23 protein-coding genes are annotated in these 23,091 nt (G+C 73.5%); 14 read left to right on the forward strand and 9 right to left on the reverse strand.

Annotated features, from left to right (window positions below):
- Positions 1 to 53: 53 nt before the first annotated feature.
- Entirely contained in the window at positions 54 to 1,091 is a 1,038-nt protein-coding gene (locus ACIQLL_RS15190) for a 3-isopropylmalate dehydrogenase (protein ID WP_402468872.1), read from the forward strand.
- A 156-nt stretch (positions 1,092 to 1,247) separates the two neighbouring features.
- Positions 1,248 to 2,378: a branched-chain amino acid aminotransferase gene (locus tag ACIQLL_RS15195; RefSeq protein WP_402468873.1), complete on the forward strand. Its 1,131-nt coding sequence runs from the start codon at positions 1,248 to 1,250 to the stop codon at positions 2,376 to 2,378.
- A gap of 70 nt (positions 2,379 to 2,448) precedes the next feature.
- On the opposite strand, the gene ACIQLL_RS15200 is transcribed toward ACIQLL_RS15195, so the two are convergent.
- Positions 2,449 to 3,027 carry a hypothetical protein gene (locus ACIQLL_RS15200; RefSeq protein WP_402468875.1) on the reverse strand — a complete coding sequence of 193 codons (579 nt, stop codon included), beginning with the start codon at positions 3,025 to 3,027 and terminating at the stop codon, positions 2,449 to 2,451.
- Positions 3,028 to 3,312: 285 nt separating this feature from the next.
- Between ACIQLL_RS15200 and cimA the strand changes: the two genes are divergently transcribed.
- Together cimA and ACIQLL_RS15210 are read left to right on the forward strand one after the other, a co-directional pair.
- On the forward strand, positions 3,313 to 4,971 hold the full coding sequence (cimA, locus tag ACIQLL_RS15205) for a citramalate synthase (RefSeq protein ID WP_402468877.1): 1,659 nt from the start codon (positions 3,313 to 3,315) through the stop codon (positions 4,969 to 4,971).
- A 20-nt stretch (positions 4,972 to 4,991) separates the two neighbouring features.
- Positions 4,992 to 6,068: a lipoate--protein ligase family protein gene (locus ACIQLL_RS15210; RefSeq protein ID WP_402468880.1), complete on the forward strand. Its 1,077-nt coding sequence runs from the start codon at positions 4,992 to 4,994 to the stop codon at positions 6,066 to 6,068.
- Positions 6,069 to 6,093: 25 nt separating this feature from the next.
- Here ACIQLL_RS15210 and ACIQLL_RS15215 read toward each other — a convergent pair whose 3' ends face one another.
- A complete protein-coding gene (locus ACIQLL_RS15215) occupies positions 6,094 to 6,840 on the reverse strand; it encodes a YggS family pyridoxal phosphate-dependent enzyme (protein ID WP_402468881.1) in 747 nt (248 codons plus the stop codon).
- Between the two features lie 80 nt (positions 6,841 to 6,920).
- On the opposite strand from ACIQLL_RS15215, the gene ACIQLL_RS15220 reads away from it, so the two are divergent.
- Positions 6,921 to 7,337 carry a YccF domain-containing protein gene (locus tag ACIQLL_RS15220; RefSeq protein WP_402468883.1) on the forward strand — a complete coding sequence of 139 codons (417 nt, stop codon included), beginning with the start codon at positions 6,921 to 6,923 and terminating at the stop codon, positions 7,335 to 7,337.
- 9 nt (positions 7,338 to 7,346) lie between these two features.
- Here ACIQLL_RS15220 and ybaK read toward each other — a convergent pair whose 3' ends face one another.
- Entirely contained in the window at positions 7,347 to 7,850 is a 504-nt protein-coding gene (ybaK, locus tag ACIQLL_RS15225; protein WP_402468887.1) for a Cys-tRNA(Pro) deacylase, read from the reverse strand.
- 67 nt (positions 7,851 to 7,917) lie between these two features.
- Here ybaK and ACIQLL_RS15230 point away from each other — a divergent pair, with 67 nt between their 5' ends.
- Entirely contained in the window at positions 7,918 to 8,673 is a 756-nt protein-coding gene (locus ACIQLL_RS15230) for a TSUP family transporter (protein ID WP_402468889.1), read from the forward strand.
- Positions 8,674 to 8,697: 24 nt separating this feature from the next.
- On the opposite strand, the gene ACIQLL_RS15235 is transcribed toward ACIQLL_RS15230, so the two are convergent.
- From ACIQLL_RS15235 to ACIQLL_RS15250, 4 genes are all read right to left on the reverse strand, one after another.
- Positions 8,698 to 11,445 carry a DEAD/DEAH box helicase gene (locus ACIQLL_RS15235; protein ID WP_402468891.1) on the reverse strand — a complete coding sequence of 916 codons (2,748 nt, stop codon included), beginning with the start codon at positions 11,443 to 11,445 and terminating at the stop codon, positions 8,698 to 8,700.
- Positions 11,446 to 11,554: 109 nt separating this feature from the next.
- Entirely contained in the window at positions 11,555 to 12,280 is a 726-nt protein-coding gene (locus ACIQLL_RS15240; RefSeq protein ID WP_402468894.1) for a lytic polysaccharide monooxygenase, read from the reverse strand.
- Between the two features lie 136 nt (positions 12,281 to 12,416).
- Positions 12,417 to 13,181, reverse strand: coding sequence for a phosphotransferase (locus tag ACIQLL_RS15245; protein ID WP_402468897.1), 765 nt, complete (start codon positions 13,179 to 13,181; stop codon positions 12,417 to 12,419).
- A gap of 19 nt (positions 13,182 to 13,200) precedes the next feature.
- Entirely contained in the window at positions 13,201 to 14,181 is a 981-nt protein-coding gene (locus ACIQLL_RS15250; RefSeq protein ID WP_402468900.1) for an EamA family transporter, read from the reverse strand.
- Between the two features lie 39 nt (positions 14,182 to 14,220).
- On the opposite strand from ACIQLL_RS15250, the gene ACIQLL_RS15255 reads away from it, so the two are divergent.
- A complete protein-coding gene (locus ACIQLL_RS15255; protein WP_402468902.1) occupies positions 14,221 to 14,760 on the forward strand; it encodes a CGNR zinc finger domain-containing protein in 540 nt (179 codons plus the stop codon).
- 6 nt (positions 14,761 to 14,766) lie between these two features.
- Here the strand turns inward: ACIQLL_RS15255 and ACIQLL_RS15260 are convergent, their stop codons facing one another.
- Positions 14,767 to 15,672 carry a 3-methyladenine DNA glycosylase gene (locus ACIQLL_RS15260; protein ID WP_402469473.1) on the reverse strand — a complete coding sequence of 302 codons (906 nt, stop codon included), beginning with the start codon at positions 15,670 to 15,672 and terminating at the stop codon, positions 14,767 to 14,769.
- Between the two features lie 76 nt (positions 15,673 to 15,748).
- On the opposite strand from ACIQLL_RS15260, the gene ACIQLL_RS15265 reads away from it, so the two are divergent.
- Positions 15,749 to 16,588, forward strand: a complete 840-nt coding sequence (locus ACIQLL_RS15265) for a PhzF family phenazine biosynthesis protein (RefSeq protein WP_402468904.1) — start codon at positions 15,749 to 15,751, stop codon at positions 16,586 to 16,588.
- Positions 16,589 to 16,629: 41 nt separating this feature from the next.
- On the opposite strand, the gene ACIQLL_RS15270 is transcribed toward ACIQLL_RS15265, so the two are convergent.
- The gene (locus tag ACIQLL_RS15270; RefSeq protein WP_402468906.1) at positions 16,630 to 17,763 is read right to left on the reverse strand and encodes a heparan-alpha-glucosaminide N-acetyltransferase domain-containing protein; all 1,134 of its coding nucleotides are present in this window, start codon (positions 17,761 to 17,763) and stop codon (positions 16,630 to 16,632) included.
- 225 nt (positions 17,764 to 17,988) lie between these two features.
- Here ACIQLL_RS15270 and ACIQLL_RS15275 point away from each other — a divergent pair, with 225 nt between their 5' ends.
- The 6 genes from ACIQLL_RS15275 to ACIQLL_RS15300 all read left to right on the forward strand — a co-directional run bounded on the left by ACIQLL_RS15275 (position 17,989) and on the right by ACIQLL_RS15300 (position 23,087).
- Positions 17,989 to 18,807: a class I SAM-dependent methyltransferase gene (locus ACIQLL_RS15275; protein ID WP_402469475.1), complete on the forward strand. Its 819-nt coding sequence runs from the start codon at positions 17,989 to 17,991 to the stop codon at positions 18,805 to 18,807.
- Positions 18,808 to 18,894: 87 nt separating this feature from the next.
- Complete coding sequence (locus tag ACIQLL_RS15280) at positions 18,895 to 19,680, forward strand: fumarylacetoacetate hydrolase family protein (RefSeq protein ID WP_402468909.1); 786 nt, start codon at positions 18,895 to 18,897, stop codon at positions 19,678 to 19,680.
- A 5-nt stretch (positions 19,681 to 19,685) separates the two neighbouring features.
- Positions 19,686 to 20,186: a hypothetical protein gene (locus tag ACIQLL_RS15285; RefSeq protein ID WP_402468911.1), complete on the forward strand. Its 501-nt coding sequence runs from the start codon at positions 19,686 to 19,688 to the stop codon at positions 20,184 to 20,186.
- Positions 20,183 to 20,821 carry a class I SAM-dependent methyltransferase gene (locus ACIQLL_RS15290; protein WP_402468913.1) on the forward strand — a complete coding sequence of 213 codons (639 nt, stop codon included), beginning with the start codon at positions 20,183 to 20,185 and terminating at the stop codon, positions 20,819 to 20,821. The genes ACIQLL_RS15285 and ACIQLL_RS15290 overlap by 4 nt, the downstream gene beginning before the upstream one ends.
- Before the next feature lie 68 nt (positions 20,822 to 20,889).
- On the forward strand, positions 20,890 to 22,341 hold the full coding sequence (gene gltX, locus ACIQLL_RS15295; protein WP_402468915.1) for a glutamate--tRNA ligase: 1,452 nt from the start codon (positions 20,890 to 20,892) through the stop codon (positions 22,339 to 22,341).
- Positions 22,338 to 23,087 carry an HAD family hydrolase gene (locus ACIQLL_RS15300; protein ID WP_402468918.1) on the forward strand — a complete coding sequence of 250 codons (750 nt, stop codon included), beginning with the start codon at positions 22,338 to 22,340 and terminating at the stop codon, positions 23,085 to 23,087. The genes gltX and ACIQLL_RS15300 overlap by 4 nt, the downstream gene beginning before the upstream one ends.
- Positions 23,088 to 23,091: the final 4 nt, after the last annotated feature.

A 23,091-nucleotide genomic window follows, 5' to 3' on the forward strand; every position in this document is an offset into this window, starting at 1 on the left:
GCATGGTGAGACGGCCGTCCGTATCATGGCGGACGACGGCGTAGGCTCGGCCCATGACGCGCAACATCGACCTCGCAGTGGTGGCAGGCGACGGCATCGGTACGGAGGTCGTCGAGCAGGGCCTCGCCGTGCTCGACGCCGTGCTGGCCGGCTCGGACGTCAAGGTCTCGACCACCGAGTTCGACCTGGGCGCGCGTCGCTGGCACGCCACCGGCGAGACCCTCACCGACAGCGACCTGGAGCGGATCCGGTCCCACGACGCGATCCTGCTCGGCGCGATCGGCGACCCGTCCGTCCCGTCCGGCGTGCTCGAGCGGGGCCTGCTGCTCAAGCTGCGCTTCGCGCTCGACCACTACGTGAACCTGCGACCCGGCAAGCTCTACCGCGGCGTGACGAGCCCGCTGGCGGACCCGGGCGAGGTCGACTTCGTCGTGGTCCGTGAGGGCACCGAGGGCCCCTACGTGGGCAACGGCGGCTCGGTGCGCACCGGGACCCCGCACGAGATCGCCACCGAGGTCTCCGTCAACACCGCGTTCGGCGTCGAGCGGGTGGTCCGCGACGCGTTCGCCCGCGCGCAGGCCCGTCCGCGCCAGCACCTCACGCTCGTGCACAAGCACAACGTGCTGGTGCACGCCGGTCACCTGTGGCGCCGCACGGTGGAGGCCGTCAACGCGGAGTTCCCCGACGTCACCACCGACTACCTGCACGTGGACGCCGCCACGATCTTCCTCACGACGAACCCGTCACGGTTCGACGTCATCGTCACGGACAACCTGTTCGGTGACATCCTCACCGACCAGGCCGCGGCGATCACCGGCGGCATCGGGCTGGCGGCCTCGGCCAACATCAACCCGGACCGCACGGCCCCCTCGATGTTCGAGCCCGTGCACGGTTCCGCGCCGGACATCGCGGGGCAGGGCAAGGCGGACCCGACGGCGACCGTCCTGTCCGTCTCGCTCCTGCTGGACCACCTCGGCCTGACCGACGAGGCCGCCCGCGTCGAGGCCGCCGTCGCCGCGGACCTCGCCGAACGGGGTACCCGAGTACGCTCGACGGCCGAGGTCGGTCGCGAGCTCGCAGCCCGCGTCTGACGGCGCCACCAGCGCCGTCGCCGGCCCGGTCGTCCACCACCGACGTCCCCCTGACCTCCCGTCCGGGGTGACCGTTGTGGTCGTCGCGCCGGCGTGGTGCCCAAGGGGCCGCGAGACGTGGAAAACTACAGGGGTCACCCGGTGAAAGGCCCCCTCATGACCACGACCTCGCACAACGTGCTCCCCGAGGAGCTCGAAGACCTCGTCGCCCTCTTCGACGTCCGCGGCACCGACACGCCGACGCCCGACGACGAGCGCGAAGCGGCGCTCGCCGCCCCCCGTTTCGGCACCGTCTTCACGGATCACATGGCCCGGATCTCCTGGCGCCACGACTCGGGGTGGCTCGACCGACGCATCGAGAAGTACGGTCCGCTGCAGCTCGACCCGGCCACCGCCGTCCTGCACTACGCGCAGGAGATCTTCGAGGGCATGAAGGCCTACCGGCACGAGGACGGGTCGGTGTGGACGTTCCGTCCCGACGCGAACGCCGCGCGGTTCGCCCGGTCCGCCCACCGGCTCGCCCTGCCGCCCCTGACGGTCGACGACTTCATCGGTTCCATCGCGGCGCTCGTGCGCACCGACGAGGCCTGGGTGCCCTCGGGCGCCGACTCCAGCCTGTACCTGCGCCCGTTCATGTTCGCCTCGGAGGCGTTCCTCGGGGTGCGACCGGCCGCCCAGGTCGAGTACCTGTGCATCGCCTCCCCGGTGGGTCCGTACTTCGCCGGTGGGGTCAAGCCCGTGTCCATCTGGGTCTCCGAGGACTATCACCGCGCGGGCCCCGGCGGCACGGGCGACGCCAAGTGCGGCGGCAACTACGCCGCCAGCCTCCTGCCGCAGACCGAGGCCCAGCAGCACGGGTGCGACCAGGTGTGCTTCCTCGACACCACGACGAACACCTACCTCGAGGAGCTCGGGGGCATGAACGTGTTCGTCGTCAAGGACGACGGCAGCGTGCACACGCCCGAGCTGACCGGGTCCATCCTCGAGGGCGTGACCCGGTCGTCGATCCTGCGCCTGGTGGCCGATCGGGGCTACGACGTCGTCGAGCGCAGGATCCCGCTGGAGGAGATCGTCTCCGGCCTCGCCGACGGCAGCGTGCGCGAGTTCTTCGCCTGCGGCACGGCCGCCGTGGTCACGCCGGTGGGCCGCCTCGCCGGCAGCACGTTCGACCACCCGGTGGCCGACGGCGAGCCCGGCGAGCTGACCATGGCCGTGCGCACCGAGCTCACCGACATCCAGTACGGCCGCGCGGAGGACAAGCACGGCTGGATGCGTCGCCTGGCCTGAGGGACCGCACCCGGACAACAGGACGGCCCGTGGACCCGCGTCGAGCGGGTCCACGGGCCGTCCTGGCGTCTCAGCGCACCGGAGGCACGGGGGGTGCCGTCGGGCGCACGAGGGTGCGGCCGAGGACCCCGCTGAGCATCGAGTACACCGCGATGCCGAGGACGAGCCACACCAGGGCCGTCATCGTGCCGGCCAGCGGGTCCGGGTCGCCGGTGAACGGCAGGACGGCGAGGATGACGGTCGTCAGCGCGACCAGCCACCCGAAGAACATGCGCGCCCGGGGGGCCACGACCACGAGCAGCTGAAGCACGACGGCCGCGATGAGGGCGAAGAGCGCGCCCGCCCCCGCCCAGGAGACGTCGTCGCCGGTGCCGAGCGCGTCGGGGGCGTAGAGGCCGATGTCGAAGACCTCGTCGAAGATCACGGAGGCGGCGAACCCCAGCAGGGCGCAGACCAGCACCGTGGCCGCCGCACCGGCCCAGTACCGGCCGACGTCGAGCTGCGCACGCTGCGACGGCGGTGCGCCCGCGGCCTCCCAGGCGGGCTCGGGCGTGGGGACGACCCCGGGCGGCTGCTCGTCCGGGCCGGGAGCGCGCTGGTAGCGCTGTGTCGGGTCGTCCGGGCCGTAGGGCTGTCGGGGGTCGCTCACGGTCGTTCTCCTCGCCGTCGTCATGGTCGCCCTAGCGGACCACAGATGGGGCTCCGCCACCACGCACCACCCCGGCCGCCACCGCAGAACAGCGGTTCGCACCGGTCCGTCCCTCGGACACCGGTGACGGCACGGTGTGGCGTGTGGCACCATCTGAAGTATGACTCGCGCTCACCAGCGTTGCCTGATTAGCTAGCGCGTCCGGTTCATCGACCGGACGCGCAGACCTTCCGTACCCGGAGGGTCTTTTTTGTTGTCCTGATCGCTCACCCAGGGGAGCCCCCCATGGCCACGGCCCCGTTCCACGTGTACGACACCACCCTGCGCGACGGCGCGCAGCAGGAGGGGATGAACCTCTCCGTCGCGGACAAGATCGCGATCGCGCCCCTGCTCGACGAGCTGGGCGTGGGGTTCATCGAGGGCGGCTGGCCGGGGGCGATCCCCAAGGACACCGAGTTCTTCCGTCGCGCCGCCAAGGAGCTCGAGCTGAAGAACGCCGTCCTGGCGGCGTTCGGATCGACACGTCGGGCGAGCACCCGTGCGTGGGACGACCCGCAGGTCAGGGCGCTGGTGGACTCCGAGGCGCCCGTCGTCACGCTCGTCGCCAAGTCGGACGTGCGCCACGTCGAGCGGGCGCTGCGCACCACGCCGGACGAGGGGCTGGCGATGATCCGCGACACCGTGGAGTTCCTCGTGGGCGAGGGGCGGCGTGTCGTGGTCGACGCCGAGCACTTCTTCGACGGCTACCGCTTCGACCCGGCCTTCACGACGGCGGCGGTGCGGACGGCGTTCGAGGCGGGGGCCGAGGTGGTCGCCCTGTGCGACACCAACGGCGGCATGCTGCCCACCGGGGTCCTGGACATCGTCGGCGAGCTGCGTGCGACCCTCGGGATGTCCCACGGCCGGGACGCCCTGCCGGGTGACGGCCTGCTCGGGATGCACGCCCACAACGACTCCGGCTGCGCCGTCGCCAACACGCTGGCCGCCGTCGAGGCCGGCTGCGCCCACGTGCAGGGCACCGTCAACGGCTACGGCGAGCGCACCGGCAACGTCGACCTGGTGACGGTCGTGGCCAACCTCGCGCTCAAGTACGACCTCGACACCCTCGCCGGCGACGGCCTGGCCGACGCCACGCGGATCGCGCACGCCGTGGCCGAGATCACGAACATCGCCCCCTACGCCCGCCAGCCCTACGTGGGCGCCAGCGCGTTCGCGCACAAGGCGGGCCTGCACGCCAGCGCCATCAAGGTCGACCCGGACCTGTACCAGCACGTCGACCCGACGGCGGTGGGCAACGACATGCGCATGCTCGTGTCCGACATGGCGGGCCGCGCGTCCATCGAGCTCAAGGGTCGCGAGCTCGGCTTCGACCTGGCCGGGCAGGGGGAGCTCCTGACCCGGGTGACGAACCGGGTCAAGGACGCCGAGGCCCAGGGCTACACGTTCGACGCCGCCGACGCCTCGTTCGAGCTGATCCTGCGCGAGGAGCTCACCGGCGCCCGACCGCACTTCTTCCGGGTCGAGTCGTGGCGGGCGATCGTCGAGACCACGGGCGGGACACGGGGGACCGACGGTCCCGACGCCGACCGGCGGGACGCCGAGGCACTCGCCGAGGCCACCGTGAAGCTGCACGCCGGTGGCGACCGGATCGTGGTCACGGGGGAGGGCAACGGACCGGTCAACGCGCTCGACCAGGCGCTGCGCCACGCGCTGACCCGGGTCTACCCCGACATCGAGCAGTTCGACCTGGTCGACTTCAAGGTCCGGATCATGGACGCCCAGCACGGCACCGACGCCACCACGCGGGTGCTGGTGGAGACCACCGACGGGCAGCACACCTGGTCCACCGTGGGGGTCGGGCCGAACATCATCGAGGCCGCCTGGGAGGCGCTCATCGACGCCCACGTCTACGGGCTGCTGCACGCCGGCGTCGAACCGCTCTGAGGCTCGACTACCGTGGACCCGTGCACGGTGAGTTCAAGGTTCCCGGTGGCAAGCTCGTGGCGGTCGACCTGGTGGTCGACGACGACCGGCTGGCCCGCGTCCGGCTTTCCGGGGACTTCTTCCTCGAACCCGACGACGCCCTCGAGGTGATCGACCGCGCCCTGACCGGGGTGCCGGCGTCGACCCCGACGGGCGAGCTGACCCGCGTGGTCACCGAGGCGTTGGAGGAGGCCGAGCGCACCGGCGCCCTGGCGGGGCCCGTCGCGATGGTGGGGTTCGACGCGCGCGCGGTCGCGGTCGCGGTGCGGCGCGCCGTCGGGCTGGCCACCACCTGGCAGGACCACACGATCGAGGTGCTGCGTCCCGGACCGCTGCCGCCGCGTACCCTCGCGGCACTGGACCAGGTCCTCACCGAGGAGCTCGCCGAGGGGATGCGCGGCCCGACGCTGCGGTTCTGGGAGTGGGACGAGCGGGCGGTGTTCATCGGTTCCTTCCAGTCGTACCGCAACGAGATCGACGACGACGGCGTCGCGGCGCACGACGTCACCGTGGTCCGGCGGATCTCCGGCGGCGGGGCGATGTTCATGGAGGCCGGGAACTGCGTGACGTTCTCCCTGGTGGTGCCTGCCTCGCTCGTCGACGGGATGAGCTTCGAGCAGTCCTACGCCTTCCTCGACGCCTGGGTGCTCGGGGCGCTCGCCGAGCTGGGGGTGGAGGCGCGGTTCGCGGGGATGAACGACGTCGCCTCCCCGGCGGGCAAGATCGCGGGCTCCGCCCAGAAGCGGCTGGCCGGGGGAGCGGTGCTGCACCACATGACGATGGCCTACGACATCGACGCGGACAAGATGCTGCAGGTGCTGCGCATCGGGCGCGAGAAGATGTCGGACAAGGGCACCCGCAGCGCGAACAAGCGTGTCGACCCGCTGCGCTCCCAGACAGGGATGGCCCGCGAGGACGTCATCGACTCCTTCGCCCGCTACTTCGCGGACCACCACCGCACCAAGGACTCCGCGCTGCTGCCCGAGGAGCTGGAGCGGGCCGAGCACCTGGTGCGGACCAAGTTCGACACCGAGGCCTGGATCCACCGGGTCCCCTGAGCGCCCGGCGCGGATCCCGAGCAGGTCAGACCGGTGGGCGCTGCCCGAAGATCGCGGTGCCGACGCGCACGATCGTGGCGCCCTCGGCGACGGCGAGCTCCAGATCGGTGGACATCCCCATCGAGAGCTCGCGGGCGTCGCCGGTGCCGGGTGCGCCGGAGGCCACCACCTCGTCGCGGATCTCCCGCAGGCGCGCGAACCCGGACCGGACCTCGGCCTCGTCGGGGGTGTTCGCCCCGATGGTCATGAACCCGACGAGCCGCAGCCCGTCCAGGGCGGCGACCCGCGTGGCCAGCTCGGCGGCACCCGACGGGTCCGCCCCGCCCTTCGAGGGCTCCCCGGAGACGTTGACCTGCACCATGACGTCCAGGACGCGGCCGTCCCGCACGCAGCGCTGTGCCACGGCCTCGGCCAGCGACCACCGGTCGACGGTCGCCAGGCCGGTCACCGTGGGCAGCATCTGGTTGATCTTGTTGCGCTGCAGCGCACCGATCATGTGCACCTCGACGCGCCCGGCGGTGACCAGGTCGGTCAGTGCCGGCGCCTTGGCCACGAGCTCCTGCACCCGGTTCTCCCCGACGAGCACGGGACCGTCGTCGCCCCGGTCGGCCGCGACCTCGGTGGCGGCGAGCACGGCGTCCAGCACGGTCGTGGCGTCCTGGGTCTTGGTGGCCAGCAGCAGCCGCACGTCCCGGGGGTCCCGTCCGGCGGCGGTGGCGGCGTCGTCCAGGCGGGTCCGGACGGCCAGGACGCGGTCGTGGAGCGAGGGCATGACGCCCAGTGTAGGAACGGGGGGTCGTTCTCCGGGACGTCCCCGATGCCGGTGCGTCGGCGGCGCGGGACAATCGGGGGATGAAGGCGATCCTCAACGTGATCTGGCTGGTGTTCGGCGGCCTGGTGCTGGCGCTCGAGTACGCCCTGGTGGGCCTCGTCTGCTGCGTCCTCATCGTGACGATCCCCTGGGGGATCGCCTCCTTCCGGATCGCCGGCTACGCGCTGTGGCCCTTCGGGCGGACCGTGGTGGACAAGCCCGGTGCGGGCGGCTGGTCGGTGCTGGGCAACATCGTGTGGATCGTCTTCGCCGGCTGGTGGATCGCGCTGAGCCACGTCGTCACCGCGGTCCTCCAGGCGGTCACGATCATCGGGATCCCCCTCGCGATCGCGAACCTCAAGCTGATCCCGGTCTCGCTGCTGCCGCTGGGCAAGGACATCGTGCCCAGCGACGCCCCGTACCCGGCGTACCAGCCGGCCCCGCCGCAGCGTTCCTGACGCCGGTTCTCAGCGGCCGATCGGCGCCGTCACCGCACCCGTCAGCGACACCAGGTCGGCGGGCGCCAGCGAGACGTCCAGCCCACGCCGCCCGCCGGAGACGTAGACCGCCTCGAACGCGAGGGCCGCGGTGTCGACGACGGTCGGGTGCGCCGTGCGCTGCCCGAGCGGCGCGATGCCCCCGGCCACGTACCCGGTGGCGCGCTCGGCCCGCGTGACGTCGGCCATCGCGGCGCGCTTGCCGCCGACGGCACGTGCCAGCGCCTTGAGGTCCAGCGACCCGGTCACCGGCACGACGGCGACGACGAGCGCGCCGTCGACGTCGGCCAGGAGCGTCTTGAAGACCTGCGCGGCCGGCACGCCGATCGCGGCGGCGGCCTCCAGCCCGTAGCCGAGGTCGCCGGAGGGGTCGTGGTGGTACGGGTGCAGCGAGTGCGCCACCCCCGCCTGCTCCAGCGCGAGGACGGCCGGGGTGGATCCGCTCGCCGGCTTCTTCTTCCTCGACACGGACACAGTGTGCCCGACGGCGCGGCGCGCGTGCCGCCGTCGGGCGGGGTGCCGCGGGCGTACGGTGGAGCCCGTGCTCGCCCTCCTCGTCCTGGCCATCCTCGTCGGCGGGATCCTGCAGCGGGTGTCGGGCATGGGGTTCGGGCTGGTCGCCGGGCCGTTCATCGTGCTCATCGTGGGACCGCTGGAGGGCGTGCTCTTCGTCAACCTGTCCGGTGCCATCGCCTCGACGATCATCCTCGGCCGGGTGGTGCGGGACGTGGAGTGGCGCACGTTCGCCTGGCTGGCGTCGTCGTCGATCGTCGTCACGGTGCCGGCGGCGCTGCTGCTGCGTGACGCGAGCTCCTCGGCCCTCGAGATCACCGTCGGGGCGGTGGTGATCGCGGCGATGACGCTCGCCGTCGTCACCTCGCGGCTGCGGCGCGAGGGGGCCCACCCGCTCCCGCGGGCGGCGCGGTGGCCGCTGGCCACGACCGGTGTCGCCAGCGGGTTCGGGTCCGTGGCCGCGGGGATCGGTGGTCCGCCGGTGGCGGTCTACGCGGTGCTGAGCGGCTGGGACCCCAAGAAGTTCGCGGCGACGGCGCAGCCGTTCTTCGCCGCCAACGCCCTGGCGGCGCTCGTGGCCAAGCTCGTCCTGGCGGACGCCTCGTTCCCGGCCCTGACCGGGTGGGAGTGGGCGCTGCTCATGGCGGCGATCGTGGGCGGGCTGGCCGTGGGCGACGCGCTCGCGCCGCGGGTCTCCGCCGTCGCGATGCGACGTGTGCTCATCGCGCTGGCCTACGTGGGCGGGGTGGCGACGCTGGCCCGCGGGCTGTCGGGCGTCGTCTGACGCCGGTGGGCGGGCCCCGGTCGATCAGATCCGCCCGACGGCCACCACCTGCACCACCGGCGCGCCCGCCTCGTCCGAGGCCGGCAGGTCCACCAGCGCCGTGATCGTCCAGTCGCGGTCGCCGTGCGCGTCGTCGAGCACCTGGCGTACCCACCACGTGCCCGCGGGCACGGTCGTGAGGTCCGACGGCGCGGCCCCGGCCGGCAGCGCGGCGCCCGGTTCCAGCAGGGTCAGCAGCGACGTGGCGCGGGCGTCCGCACCGAACCCGATCGCGTCGTCGCCCTGGGACTCGAACAGGTCCTCCAGGGCGTCGGCCCAGGCGTCCCCGTCCCAGCCGGAGGCCTTGTCGAGCGCCTCCAGGGCGTCGTAGTCCTCCCGAGCGGCGAGCTCGACCCGGCGGAACATGGCGTTGCGCACCAGGCGGCGGAAGGACCGGGGGTTGCCGGTGACGGGGCGGGCCGGGGCCTCGGCCCCCGCCTCGGCCAGCTCGCCCTGCACCACCTCGTCGGCGTCGTCGTCGACGGGGTTCTGCAGCCGCTCCCACTCGTCCAGCAGCGAGGAGTCGACCCCGCGCACCAGCTCGCCGAGCCACTCGATGACCTCGTGGACGTCCTCGGTGCGGTGCTCGTCGGGCACCACCTGGCGCACGGCGCGGAACGCGTCGGCGAGGTAGCGCAGCACCACGCCCTCGGTGCGCTCGAGGCCGTAGACGCTCACGAGCTCGGCGAACGTCATCGCCTGCTCGAGCATGTCGCGCACCACGGACTTCGGCGCGAGCTCGGCACCGGCGACCCACGGGTTGGTCTGCTTGTACTGCGCGAAGGCGGGCTCCAGCAGGTCGGCGAGCGGCCGTGGCCAGGTGACCTCCTCCAACAGCTCCATGCGTTCGTCGTACTCGATGCCCTCGGCCTTCATCGCCGCGACGGCCTCGCCGCGGGCCTTCTTCTGCTGACCGAACAGGATCTGCCGCGGGTCGTCCAGGGTGGCCTCGATGACCGAGACGACGTCGAGCGCGTGCGTGGCGGAGTCGACGTCGAGCAGGTCCATGGCAGCGAGCGCGAACGGCGACAGCGGGGCGTTGAGCGCGAAGTCGCGGGGCAGGTCGACCTCCAGGCGGACGCTGGGCCGGTAGCCGGCCGGTCGCGCCGGGTCGGGGACGCGCACGCGCTCGACGACCCCTGCCACCCGCAGGGAGCGGTAGATGCGCAGCGCCTGGCGCACGTGCTGGGCCTGCTGCGCGGGGGTGTCGTGATTGGTGGTGAGCAGGTGCCGCATCGCCTCCACGGGGTCGACGGCACCGCCGTCGTGCCCCTCGGCCGCCGACCGGGCGCCGTCGTCGCGCGTGCGGGCCAGCACGTTGAGGACCATCGCGTGGGTGACGTGGAACTGGCTGGCCAGCGGTTCCGGCGGGGCGTCGCGCAGCCGCTCGAAGGTGGAGTCCGTCCAGTTGACCGATCCCGACGGCGCCTTCTTGCGGACCAGCTTCTTGAGCTTCTTCGGGTCGTCGCCCGCCTTGGCCACCGCCTTGCGGTTCTCGATGACGTGCTCGGGGGCCATGACCAGGACCTCGCCGAGGGTGTCGAACCCGGCGCGGCCCGCCCGTCCCGAGATCTGGTGGAACTCCCGCGCCGTGAGGTGGCGCATCCGCTCGCCGTCGAACTTCACCAGAGACGTCATGAGGACGGTGCGGATCGGCACGTTGATGCCGACGCCGAGCGTGTCGGTGCCGCAGACGACCTTCAGCAGGCCCTTCTGCGTGAGGCGTTCCACCAGCCGGCGGTACTTGGGCAGCATCCCGGCGTGGTGCACGCCCACACCGGCGCGCAGGTACTTGGACAGGATCTTGCCGAACCCGGTGCCGAACCGGAACGCCCCGATCTCGTCGATGATCGCCTGCTTCTCCTCCTTGGAGGCCAGCTTGGTGCTCAGCAGCGCTTGGGCGCGGTCGACGGCGTCCTTCTGGGTGAAGTGGACCACGTAGACCGGCGCCCGGTGGGTGGTGACGAGCTCCTCGATCACCTCGGGCAGGGGGTCGGTGACGTAGGTGAAGGTCAGCGGCACGGGGCGCTCGGCGCCCGTGACCTCGGCGACGTCGCGACCGGTGCGTTCGGCGAGGTCCTCGCGCAGGCGGGTGGTGTCGCCGAGCGTGCCGGACATGAGCAGGAACTGGGTGTGCGGCAGCTCGAGCAGCGGTACCTGCCAGGCCCAACCGCGCTGCGGGTCGCCGTAGTAGTGGAACTCGTCCATGACGACCTGACCGATGAAGTCGTCGTCGCCCGGCGTCCCGGCGCCGTTGCGCAGGGCGAGGTTCGCCAGGATCTCCGCGGTGCAGCAGATGATGGGGGCGTCGGCGTTCACCGCGCTGTCGCCGGTCATCATGCCGACGTTGCGCGACCCGAACGCCGCCACGAGGTCGAAGAACTTCTCGCTGACCAGCGCCTTGAGCGGTGCCGTGTAGTAGGTGCGCCCGCCCCTCCCCGCCCGTCGGCCGGCCAGGGCGGCGAACTGCGCACCCATGGCCACCATCGACTTGCCCGACCCGGTCGGGGTGGCCAGGACGACGTGCGAGCCCGTCATGAGCTCCAGCAGCGCTTCTTCCTGGTGGGGGTACAGCGGGCGCCCGGACGCCGCCGCCCACTCGCCGAACCCCTCGAACAGCGCGTCCGGGTCCGGCGCCGAGCCCGTCGGTGCGGGCAGGTGCGGCAGCAGGGTGCCGGCCGGTCGGGGGGTCGCCGTGGTCGTGGTGGGGGAGGAGGCGTCGGTGGCAGTCATCGTGCGGTCATTGTGTCAGCCCTCCCCGACGGCGCATCGAGCGTGCCGGGTTGTTCCTCACCGGCAGCGGGTGAGGAACAACCCGGCACGCTCGATGCGTCCGGGAGGGTCAGCAGGTGCCGAGGTCGTTCCACACGCCCCACTGGCCGGACGCGGTCGGGTCCTCACCGCGGGTCCACCACTGGGCCTGGTAGGTGCGGCCGTCGACCGACACCTGGTCGCCGCCGAGGTAGACGGCGGCGGAGTCCCAGGCCGGAGCCTCGCAGTCACCGGGGTCCGTCGGGTCGGTCGGGTCGGGGGTGGGTGTCGGGTCGGGGCTGCCGCCGCCGACGGTGACGTCGACGCAGGAGTAGAACGCCATCGCGGTGTCGGCGACGTTCCAGCGCGCCAGGATGGTGTGGTCGCCGGCCGGCAGCGAGTCGAGCGTGTGCTCGACGACGGCACCCGGCTGGGCGCCGCCGTCGTCGAAGGTGCGGTGCAGCACCCCGTCCACGAAGTACTCCCAGGTGCTGGTGGAGTGGCGTGCGGTCAGCTGCCACTTCATCGTCACGGTGGAACCGACCGAGGTGCGCGGCCAGGGCAGGGACTCGTCGTCGAGCACCTCGAACCCGCTGCCGCCGGAGCACTGCATCGAGCCCTTGGGCGCCTCGACGCTCTGCGGCTCGTACTGCAGCCCGCCGCAGTCGAACGTCACGGTGCCCTGCGCGCAGTGGTCCGCGCGGCTGGGCGGGTCGGTGATCCACCCGTGGGCGGAGGCTGCCGGGGCCAGGGCCAGGGGGGTCATGAGGGCCAGCGCGCCGGTCACGGCGGCGACCAGCGTGGAGCGCCATCGCATCGGGTCTCTCCTGTCGTCAGGGATCTGGGCGCGCTCGACGCTAGGCGGGTGCCGGCGTCGGCACATCGGGTGAACCGCGTATCCTCGCCGGGATCCTCGCCGCGGCGCTACGGGGTCACCCGTACCCAGGAGCCGATCAGTCCAGCTGGAACAGCCGGCGGTAGAAGGCGATCCGCTCGGCGTCCGGGGTGATGCCGTAGGCGTCGAAGAACTCCGCCTCGTACCCGTCGCCGTAGTTCCAGCCCAGGCTCATGCTCGCCACGGCCAGGTCGGCCCACCGGTCCGCGATCCCCAGGGCCGCGAGGTCCACGTGCCCGGACCAGGTGCCGTCGTCGTCGATCAGGGTGTTCGGTGCGCACGCGTCCCCGTGGCACACGACCAGCCGGTCGATCGCGGGCACCTCGCCGAGGTCCCTGCGGCCGGCGGCGGAGAGCCGGGCCGATCGCTCGGCCGCACCCCACGTGAACGGGCAGTCGGCGACGGGCAGGGCGTCGTGGAGGGCACGGAGGCCGGCTCCGACCGCTCGGGCGGCGGCAGCGGGCCGCGCCACCCACACCGGGTCCACGGCGGAGCGGCCCGGCAGCGCACGCGTGGCCAGCCAGGTGCCGGTGGCGTCCCGGCCGCGCTCCAGCACGGTCGGGACGGTGACGTAGGCCCCCGCCCACGCGAGCCGCTCCGCCTCGCCGTCGAGGTCCAGGCCCGAGGTGCCGGCGGTGACCCACTTGACGAAGCGCTCCGCCTCCTGCCCGGAGCCGGCAGCCGGGCCGGAGATCCGGAACGTCAGCCCGCCGAGGACGTTGCGCCACACCGGGGTCACGGCGTCGTCGCCTGCCAGTCGCCGCACGGCGTCCGGCACGGCGACGGGCCCTTCCGGGACACAGGCCAGCGTCGGGGTTCTCACGCCCCGCATCATCACAGACTCAGGACGCCCGGTGCGAGGCCGCCTCCGCCGTGAGCCGCCGCGCCGTGGCGGCCTCCGCCTGCTGGACCACGACGACGCCGGCCAGCACCAGCGCTCCGCCGACCATCTGGACGGGGCCGGGGAGTTCGTCGAGCAGCAGCCAGGCGAGGAGCACGGCGCTGACGACCTCGAGCAGACCCGCGAACGCGGCGGCGCGGGCACCGAGCCGGCGGCCCGCGGCCACACCGGTGACGTAGGCGACACCGGCGGTCACGAGCCCGAGCACTCCGAGCACGGCCCACCACGGCATCGCGGCCCCGGCCAGCGTGACCGGGTCGGCCGACGCCGAGACCGGGAGCAGGCCGACCGCGGCGAGCGTGCCGAGCAGGAGGGTTCCTACTGCGAGACCGCCGGCGGCCAGGGTCAGCGGGGGCAGCCCCGTGTCGAGGCGGGCGTTGATGAGGAAGTAGGCCGCGGCTCCCACCATCGCGCCGAGCGCCCAGGCGGCCCCCGCGAGGTTCACGCTGGCGCCGGTGAGGTCGAGGACCAGCAGCAGGCCGACGGCGGCGAGCGCGATGCCGCCGATCGTGGCCCGGGTCGGGCGTTGCCCGTGGCGCAGCCAGAGCCAGACGACGACGGCGGCGGGGGCCGAGTACTCGATGAGCAGCGCCGGGCCGACCTGCATGTGCTGCACGGCGGCGAAGTAGCAGAACTGGGTGGCCGCCACGCCGAGCGCGCCGTAGAGGGCGATCAGCCGCAGGTTGCGGCGCACGAGGTGCCATCGGCCGCGCAGCGCGACGATGCCGAGGGGGAGCACGACCAGGGCGCCGATCGCGACGCGCACCAGGACGACGGCGCCGGGGCTCCAGCCGGTGGTGAAGAGGCTGCCGGCCAACGGTCCGGACAGGCTGAAGCTCACCGCCGAGATCACGGCCAGAGCGATCCCGGCCCGGCGGCCGGACCACGGCGTGGCCACGTCGTCAGGTGCAACTGCTTTCATGACTCATGACGCTACGTGGAGGAGTGATAATGTGTCAACGTGCCCATTGCTCCTGACGCCGCGGCTGCGCTGCGGTCCGCCGTCGAGCTCGTCAACGCCGTGGAACCCCCCGCCACCCTGGCGACCGTGGCCGACCTGGACGACTTCTTCCGGCGTCACGGCTACACCGGTCGCCACGACGGCACCGAGGACGAGCGGGACCGGGTGCTCCGTCTCGCCCCGCGACTGCGCGCCCTCCTCCTCGCCGACCGCGACGACGTCGCCCCGCTCGTCAACACGATGCTCGCCGAGGTCGGTGCCGTGCCGCGGCTCGTCCGGCACGAGCACGAGGACTGGCACCTGCACGCCGTCGACGACGCCGCACCGCTCGCCGACCGCATCGTCGCCGAGACCGCGATGGCCATGGTCGACGTCGTCCGCGGCGACGAGCACTCACGCCTCGCCGTGTGCGCGGACCACGACTGCGCCGGCGTCGTGCTCGACCTCTCGCGCAACCGGTCGCGGCGCTACTGCTCGACCGCCTGCACCAACCGCAACGCCCAGGCGGCGCACCGCGCCCGCGCCGTCGGCCGGGCGTAGCGGCTCTCAGACGGCGAGCAGCGCGTCGCAGACCTCCAGCAGCCGTCCGCGCAGGACCTGCGCCCGCTCGGCGAAGGCCCGCTGTCGGCGCACGTACTCCGCCTTGCCGGACGCCGTCTCGATCGCGACCGGCTCGACGCCGTAGCCCGCGACGTCGTACGGCGAGGCCGCCATGTCGGTGTACCGGATGTCGCGGGCGAGCTCGAAGGCGTCCAGCGGCAACTCGCCCGGCACCGCGGGTCCGAGCTTCTGGCACCACTTGTACAGGTCCATGTTCGCGTGGAGGCATCCCGGCTGCTCCATCGCGACCTGGCGCTCGCGGGTGGGCCGCAGGGTGTTGCGCTCCCGCGCCTCCGGCGTGAAGAACCGAAAGGCGTCGATGTGCGAGCACCCGATGCGGTGGGACTCGACCACGTCGTCGGTGCCCGCGGTGCCGAGCCGCAGCGGCAGCGGGTGGCGGTGGTCCCGCCCGGCCTCACGGTCGCGGTAGACCATGGCCCACTCGTGCAGCCCGAAGCAGCCGAACGTGCCGGGACGCCCCGCCGTCGCCCCGACCAACGAGCGGACGTAGCGCACGGTGCCGCCGCGCTCGGCGAGGAACGCCGCGACGTCGAGCGTGGCGCCCGTGCCACCGTCGGGCAGCGTGACGTCGCGGTACCAGCGCCAGGACGAGTGCTCGGCCGCGCCCGGCAGGACGACGCCGGCACCGGGGTGCCACCGGCGCAGGTGGGCCACGCGCGTGGGGTAGTAGGTGAACAGGAAGTCCTCGATCGCGTGCTTGCGGCCGCGGTCCCGGGCGTCCCGCCAGACGGCGGTCAGCGCGTCCGCGCGTGCGGCGTGCGCGTCCGCACGCCGCCGCCAGCCGCCGACGACGGAGCCCTGCGGGACGGCGGGACGGCCGGTCGCGGTCACGGGGGAGGAAGGCACCCGTCCAGGGTAGGCGGCGCGTGACGCGCCGAGGGGCGCCGCTCATCCTAGGCTGCCAGGCATGACGACGTCCCCCTTCCGCCAGGTCGACGTGTTCGGCGCAGGTCCGCTCGCCGGCAACCCCGTGGCGGTGGTCCACGACGCCGGCGCGTGGAGCGAGGAGCAGATGGCCGCGTTCGCCCGGTGGACCAACCTGTCCGAGACGACGTTCCTGCTGCCGCCCACCGCAGCCGGGGCGGACTACCGGGTGCGGATCTGGACGCCGGGCGGCGAGCTGCCGTTCGCGGGCCATCCCACGCTCGGCACGGCGCACGCCTGGTTGGAGGCCGGTGGTCGACCGGCACGCGAGGACGCCGTCGTCCAGGAGTGCGGCGTGGGCCTGGTGGAGGTGGACCGCTCCGGCGGCCGGCTCGCGTTCGCCGGTCCGCCCCTGATGCGGTCCGGGCCGGTCGCCGCGGCGGACCTGGACCGCATCGTGCGTGCGCTGCGGCTCGCGCACTCCGACGTCGTGGACGCCGCCTGGGTGGACAACGGGCCCGGCTGGGTGGGCGTGCGGCTGGCCGACGCCGGCGCGGTGCTCTCGCTCGAACCCGACTTCTCGGCGTTCGGCGGGACCCCCATCGGGGTGATCGGGCCGTACGCGGCCGGGGTCGAGGACGCCGACGTCGAGGTGCGGGCGTTCGTCCCCGGGATCGGCGTCCCGGAGGACCCGGTCACCGGCTCCCTCAACGCCGGGTTCGGGCAGTGGCTCGCGGGCACGGTGCTGCCCGCGCGGTACGTCGCCTCCCAGGGCACCGTGCTCGGACGCCGCGGCCGTGTGCACGTGCGCCGCACCGACGACGGCGCGGTGTGGGTCGGCGGGGCGACGCGCACCACCGTGGTGGGTGAGGTCACGCCCTGAGTCGCGCCCGACGGCGCGGAGTGTCGATCCAGGCGTTCGGGCTAGGAGGCCGGGCGGTCCGCGGTGGGCGGGGGAGCCGTGCGGCGGGCGACGCCGGCGAACAGCCGTTCCAGCGGCCCGGAACCGACCAGTGCGCGCCAGGTGGTGGCCGCTGCCAGCGAGACCAGGACGAGGGCCAGCAGCGGGCCGTTCGTCGTGGCGTCGACCAGGTCCCACCGCCAGATCGCCACGATCTGCAGCGAGTAGACCGTCAGGGCCAGAGCACCGACCGCGGCGAGCGGCGCGAGCACGGCCGCGCCGAACCGGCTGCCCGCCGCCGCCAGGCAGAAGCCCAGGACGGCGAGCGCGAAGCCACCCGTACCCAGCACGTCCAGCCAGCTCTCGTGGTGCGGGCCGGGCAGGGCGAGGTAGAGCGGCGTCGGCCACGGGTCGACCCACCCCCCGCTGCCCGAGGTCGCCAGGACCTGTTCCTCGACGGCGGTCACGCCGTCGCTCCCGCCCAGGAACGACAGCGACGCGCCGTAGCCGAGCACCGTGGCGGCCAGGCCGCCGACCATGAGCCCCGCCCGCAGCCGGGCGTCGGTGAGGTCGCAACGACCGACGGCCATGCCGGCGAAGACGTACGCCATCCACACCACGGCGGGGTAGTGGCCCGTCAGGAGGAAGTCCGTCACGGCCCCCGACCCGTCGTCGGGCAGGTGCAGCCCGGCACGGACCAGGGCGACCGGACCCCACAGGGCGACAGGGGGCCCGAGCAGCGCCACCACCAGCGCGGCGGCCGCGAGCCGGCGGGGGCCCCACCTCAGGAACGGCAGCGCGAGCACGAAGTAGGCGGCGTAGAAGCCGAGGATCAGCAGCACCCGGGTGCCGAGCAGGTCGAGCAGCGCGACCAGCGCCAGCAGCAGCGCCGCGCGCACCAGCAGCCGGGTCCGGGCGTGGACGAGGGCGTCGCCCGCCAGGGGGCGAGACCCGCCCGTGACCAGCGCGAGCGACACCCCGGCGACGAGGGCGAACAGCGCGGACGAGCGCCCGTCGGCGACGACGAACCAGGTGGTGGAGCCCTCGACGACGCCGACGTGCGCGATGAACATGCCGAGCACCGCCAGGCCACGGGCCACGTCCAGGCCGACGACGCGGCCCGGTCCGCCGGTCAGACGCTCGCGCAGCGTGGGCATGCGCCGATCCTGCCAGCCGTCCCGGCCCGTGAGAAACGGAGTGTCCCGTGGGCGGACGTTCACTAGGTTGGGGTCATGAGCGATCGATCGATGGACCCCGAGCCGGACTTCCCGGAGCCGCCGAGCCTCGGCAGCCCGGCCGACGGGCCGAACGGGAGCGCGGCCGACGAGCCGTCGGGGGCAGCGCTGTCGGACGCCATCGAGGCGCCGAGCAGCCACCAGACGGTGCCGAGCCAGGAGTCCGAGTCGTACACCCACGGGCACCACGAGTCGGTCCTGCGCGCCCACCGTGCGCGCACCGCGCCCAACTCCGCGGGCTTCCTGCTGCCGCACCTGAAGGACGACCTGCACCTGCTGGACGTGGGCTGCGGGCCGGGCACGGTCACCACGGACCTGGCGCGGATCCTCGCCGGCGGGCAGGTCGTCGGCGTCGACGCCTCCGAGACGGTGCTCGAGGCCGCCCGCTCGCACGCCGACGCCCTCGGGGCGCACAACGTGCGGTTCGAGCAGGCCAACGCCTACGAGCTGCCGTTCGACGACGACACGTTCGACGTGGTCTTCGCCCACCAGCTCCTGCAGCACCTGTCCGACCCCGTGGCCGCGCTGCGGGAGATGAAGCGGGTCGCCAGGCCGGGCGGTCTGGTCGCCGTCCGCGACGCCGACTACGCCGCGATGGCGTGGTACCCGGAGTCCGCCGGCCTGACCGAGTGGAACACGCTCTACCACGAGGTGACGCACGCCTACGGGTTCGAGCCCGACGCCGGGCGCCGCCTGTTCTCCTGGGTGCTGCAGGCGGGGTTCGACGTCGCGGGCACCGTGCCCAGCGCGTCCTCCTGGTGCTACGCCACCCCCACGGACCGTGAGTGGTGGGGGCAGGTCTGGGCCGAGCGGTGCGTGGAGTCGAACTTCGCGCGGCAGGCCGTCGAGTCGAACCTGGCCGACGACGTCGCCCTCGAGCAGCTCGCCCACGACTGGCTCGCCTGGGCGCAGGCGCCCGACGGCTGGTTCGCCATCCTGCACGGCGAGGTCCTCGCCCGGGTGTGACGGCGCGGCGCGACGGCGCGTGGCCGTTCCGCGGGGTGGCTCGGGCGTGCGCGTGGCAGAGCCGGCGCGGACGGTTAGCCTGGTCACGTGCGTATCGCGAGATTCACCACCGGCGACGACCCCCGATTCGCCTTCGTCCAGTCCGAGGGGGACTCCACCTACCTGGCGGTGCTCAGCGGTGACCCGCTGTACATGCCGGCCATGCCGACGGGGGAGCGGATCGAGCTCGGCGACGGCGTCCGGCTGCTCGCCCCGGTGATCCCGCGCTCCAAGGTGGTCGCCGTCGGGCGCAACTACCTGGACCACGTCCAGGAGATGGGCGGCGAGCCGCCGGTCGCCCCGCTGCTGTTCCTCAAGCCGAACACCTCCGTCGTCGGACCGGACGATCCCGTCGTCCTGCCGGAGTGGACCAGCGAGGTCTCCTACGAGGCCGAGCTCGCCGTCGTGATCTCCAAGCTGTGCAAGGACGTCGAGCCGGAGAACGCCCGCGCCTACGTGCTCGGCTACACGGTGGCCAACGACGTCACCGCCCGCGACGCCCAGCGCACCGACGACCAGTGGGCGCGGGCCAAGGGGTTCGACTCCGCCTGCCCGCTCGGGCCGTGGATCGAGACCGACCTGGACGCCGAGGACGTCGGGGTGCGCTCGCGTGTCAACGGCGAGCTCAAGCAGGACGGCCGCACGGCGCAGATGATCTTCGACGTCCCCTACCTGGTCTCCTACGCGTCGAAGGCGATGACGCTGCTGCCGGGTGACGTGCTGCTGACAGGGACGCCTGCGGGCGTGGGGCGCATCGACGCCGGCGACCGTGTCGAGTGCGAGGTCGAGGGCATCGGCGTGCTGGCCAACCCCGTGGTGCGGCGCGAGGACTGAGCACGGTGGATCCCGTCACCTCGTCGGCCCGCGTCGTAGCCGGGGCGGCCGCGGGCGGCGCCGTGTGGCTGGGCTACCTCGCGCTGGGTGCGCTGCTCTACGCCGGTCTGCTGGTGCTGGCCCTCGTCACCGGCGCCGACGCCGGAGGGCCGCTCGCGGGTCCGCTGCTCGTGGTGATCGGTGCGGTGACCGGGCTCGTCGCCGTGCTGTGGACGGGACTGGCGACGCTGGTGGGGGCGCTCCTGGGCCGCGGGCGCATCGTGCGGACGCTCGTCGTGAGCGCCGCCGCCGCCGGGACGGGACCGCTGGCGCTCGTGGTGCTCGACGTGCGGCGCGATCTCGTCCCGGGCGTCTCCCCGGGGGTCGTCGCGCTCGTCGCCGCCGCGACCCTCGTGCCGGCGTGGTGCGCGCTGGCGCTCGCGGACTCCTCCGTCACCGCCGGATCCCGGTGGTGGCGGAGCCGGTCGACCGAGTGGCGGAGCCGGTCGGCCGAGGTGAAGCCGTGAGCTGCTGCGAGCCGCAGGGCTACGAGAAGGTCTTCGACGCGCGCGAGGCGCGCCGCGCCGCGGCCCGGTACGCCCGGTCCGGCCTGACCACGCTCCCGCGGCGGACGGTCGAGCTGTACCGCTCCGGCGTCGTCGGCGGGCGGACGCTGCTGGAGGTCGGCGGAGGCATCGGCGACTTCACCGTGGAGATGCTCCGGGCCGGCGTCGAACGTGCCACCTGCGTGGACATGTCCACCGGGTACGACGGCGTGGCCGACCGTCTCCTGGTCGAGGCGGGCCTGGCGGACCGCGTGGACCGGCGCACCGGGGACCTCGCGGCGCACCCGGACCTGGCCGGGCCCGCCGACGTCGTCGCGCTGCACTCGGTGGTGTGCTGCTACCCGGACGTGCGGGCGCTCGTCACCGCGGCGGCCGACCGGACGCGGGAGTACCTCGTCGTCGCGTTCCCACGGCGCACGTGGTGGATGCGCGCCGCCGGTGCCGCGCTCAACGTCTACCCCGTGCTGCGGGCCAGCGAGTGGCGGTTCCGCGTGCACCGCCCGGTCGACGTCGTCCGGGCGGCCACCGCTGCCGGGCTGCGGCAGGTGCGCAGCGAACGGTTCGCGTTCGACCACCACCTGGTGCTCGCGCGCTGACGGCACCGCCGCGACGTCGGCCGCCCGGCCCACCGGGTGCACCGGTGTCGGGCAACTAGGCTGTGCCCGTGATCCCCGCACCTGGTTCTTCCGACGTCCGTGTCCGCTTCGCCCCGTCGCCGACCGGCATGTTCCACGTGGGCGGCGCCCGCTCGGCGCTGTTCAACTGGGCCGTCGCCAAGCAGACCGGGGGGAGGTTCGTGCTGCGCATCGAGGACACCGACGCCTCGCGCAACAAGCCCGAGTGGGTGGACGGCATCCTCGCCGCCCACGCGGCGCTCGGCATGCACGCCGACGACCCGACGTTCGAGGGGCCGTACTACCAGTCCGAGAACCGCGGCAAGCACCAGGAGGCCGCCCGGCGCCTGCGGGAGGCCGGCAGCGCCTACTTCTGCGACTGCACCCGGGACGACGTGCTCGCGCGCACCGGCAACCAGCACTCCGGCTACGACGGTCACTGCCGCGACCGCGGGCTGGACGAGGCCCCGGGGCGTGCCCTGCGGTTCCGCACCCCGGACACCGGTGAGACGCAGGTGGTCGACCTGATCCGCGGCAACCCCGTCTTCCCGAACGACGCGATGGAGGACTTCGTCGTCGCCCGTGGTGACGGGTCGCCGGTCTTCCTGCTCGCCAACGTCGTCGACGACCTGGACGAGGGCATCACCCACGTCATCAGGGGCGAGGAGCACCTGTCGAACACGCCCAAGCAGCAGCTGCTCTGGGCCGCGCTGGGCGCCGAGCCGCCCGTGTGGGCGCACCTGCCGGTGATCGTCAACGAGAAACGCCAGAAGCTGTCCAAGCGGCGCGACAAGGTGGCGCTCGAGGACTACCTCGCCGAGGGCTACCTGCCCGCCGCGATGGTCAACTACCTCATGCTGCTGGGCTGGGCGCCGGGCAACGACGAGGAGATCCTGCCGTTCTCCGAGATGATCTCGCGGTTCCGCATCGAGGACGTCAACTCCGCCTCCGCGTTCTTCGACCTCAGGAAGCTCGCGGCGTTCAACGGCGAGTACATTCGGGCGCTGAGCGTGGACGAGTTCATCGCCGCCGTCGGGCCGTGGTTGCGCGCCCCGCACGCCCCGTGGGCGGAGGAGCAGTTCGACGCCGCGGCGTTCGCCGCCGTGGCGCCGCTGGCCCAGTCCCGGGTCGCCCTCCTGAGCGACATCACCGACAACGTCGACTTCCTCTTCCTGGACGCCCCGGTCGAGGACGAGAGGTCGTGGACCAAGGCGATGAAGCCGGGCGCCGTCGAGCTGCTCGCCGACGTGCGCGGCGTGCTGGCAGGGCTCGAGCCCTGGGCCGCCGACGCGCTGAAGGACGCCGTGGCGACCACGGGGGAGCAGCACGGTCTCAAGCTCGGCAAGGCGCAGGCCCCGGTGCGTGTCGCGGTCACGGGCCGCACGATCGGCCTGCCGCTCTTCGAGTCGCTCGAGGTGCTCGGGCGCGAGCGCACCCTCGGCCGCATCGACGCCGCCCTGGCACGCCTGGCCGAGAACCCGCCGCAGGCCCCCGTCCAGTGACCGCCCTCGGTGCCGTCACCGCGCGGGTCGACGGCGTCCTGCTGGACGTCGACGACACGCTCGTGGACACGCGGGGGGCCTTCGCGGCGGCGCTCGCGGCCGTGGCCGACGCCCATCTGCCCGGCGACGTCGACCACGCGGCGGTGCTGGACCACTGGCGCGCGGACCCTGCGGGCCACTACGGGTCCTACACCCGTGGTGAGACCGACCACCGCACCCAGCGGCGGCTGCGCGCCGACCTGCTGCACCGCACCTTCGGTGGCGCGCCGGTGGGCGAGGACGCGTTCGACGCCTGGGACGAGCTGTTCTGGGGCACGTTCGAGCGTTCGTGGCGGGCGTTCGACGACGCCGCGGCGTTCCTCGCGCGCCTGCGGACCGCGGGGCTCGCCCTGGGCGTGGTGACGAACGCCGCCGTGGCCCTGCAGGAGCGCAAGCTGGCCGCCGTCGGCCTCGACCTGCCCGTCCTGGTCGGCGTCGACACGCTCGGCTACGGCAAGCCGCACCCGGACGTGTTCCTCGAGGGCGCGCGGCTGCTCGGGACGCTGCCGGAGCGGACGGCGTACGTCGGCGACGAGCCGCGCGTCGACGCCACGGCCGCGCACGACGCCGGCCTGGTGGGCGTCTGGGTCGACCGGCCGGGTGCGCGCCGTCTCGACGAGCAGGACACCGACGCCGCAGCGATGCGCGCCGCCGGGATCGTCGTCGGGACGAACCTCGCGGAGGTGGCGACCGGGCTCGGTCTCTGAGCCG

This window comes from Isoptericola aurantiacus, from assembly GCF_044769875.1.
In the GTDB taxonomy this organism is placed as follows: Bacteria; Actinomycetota; Actinomycetes; order Actinomycetales; family Cellulomonadaceae; genus Isoptericola; species Isoptericola aurantiacus.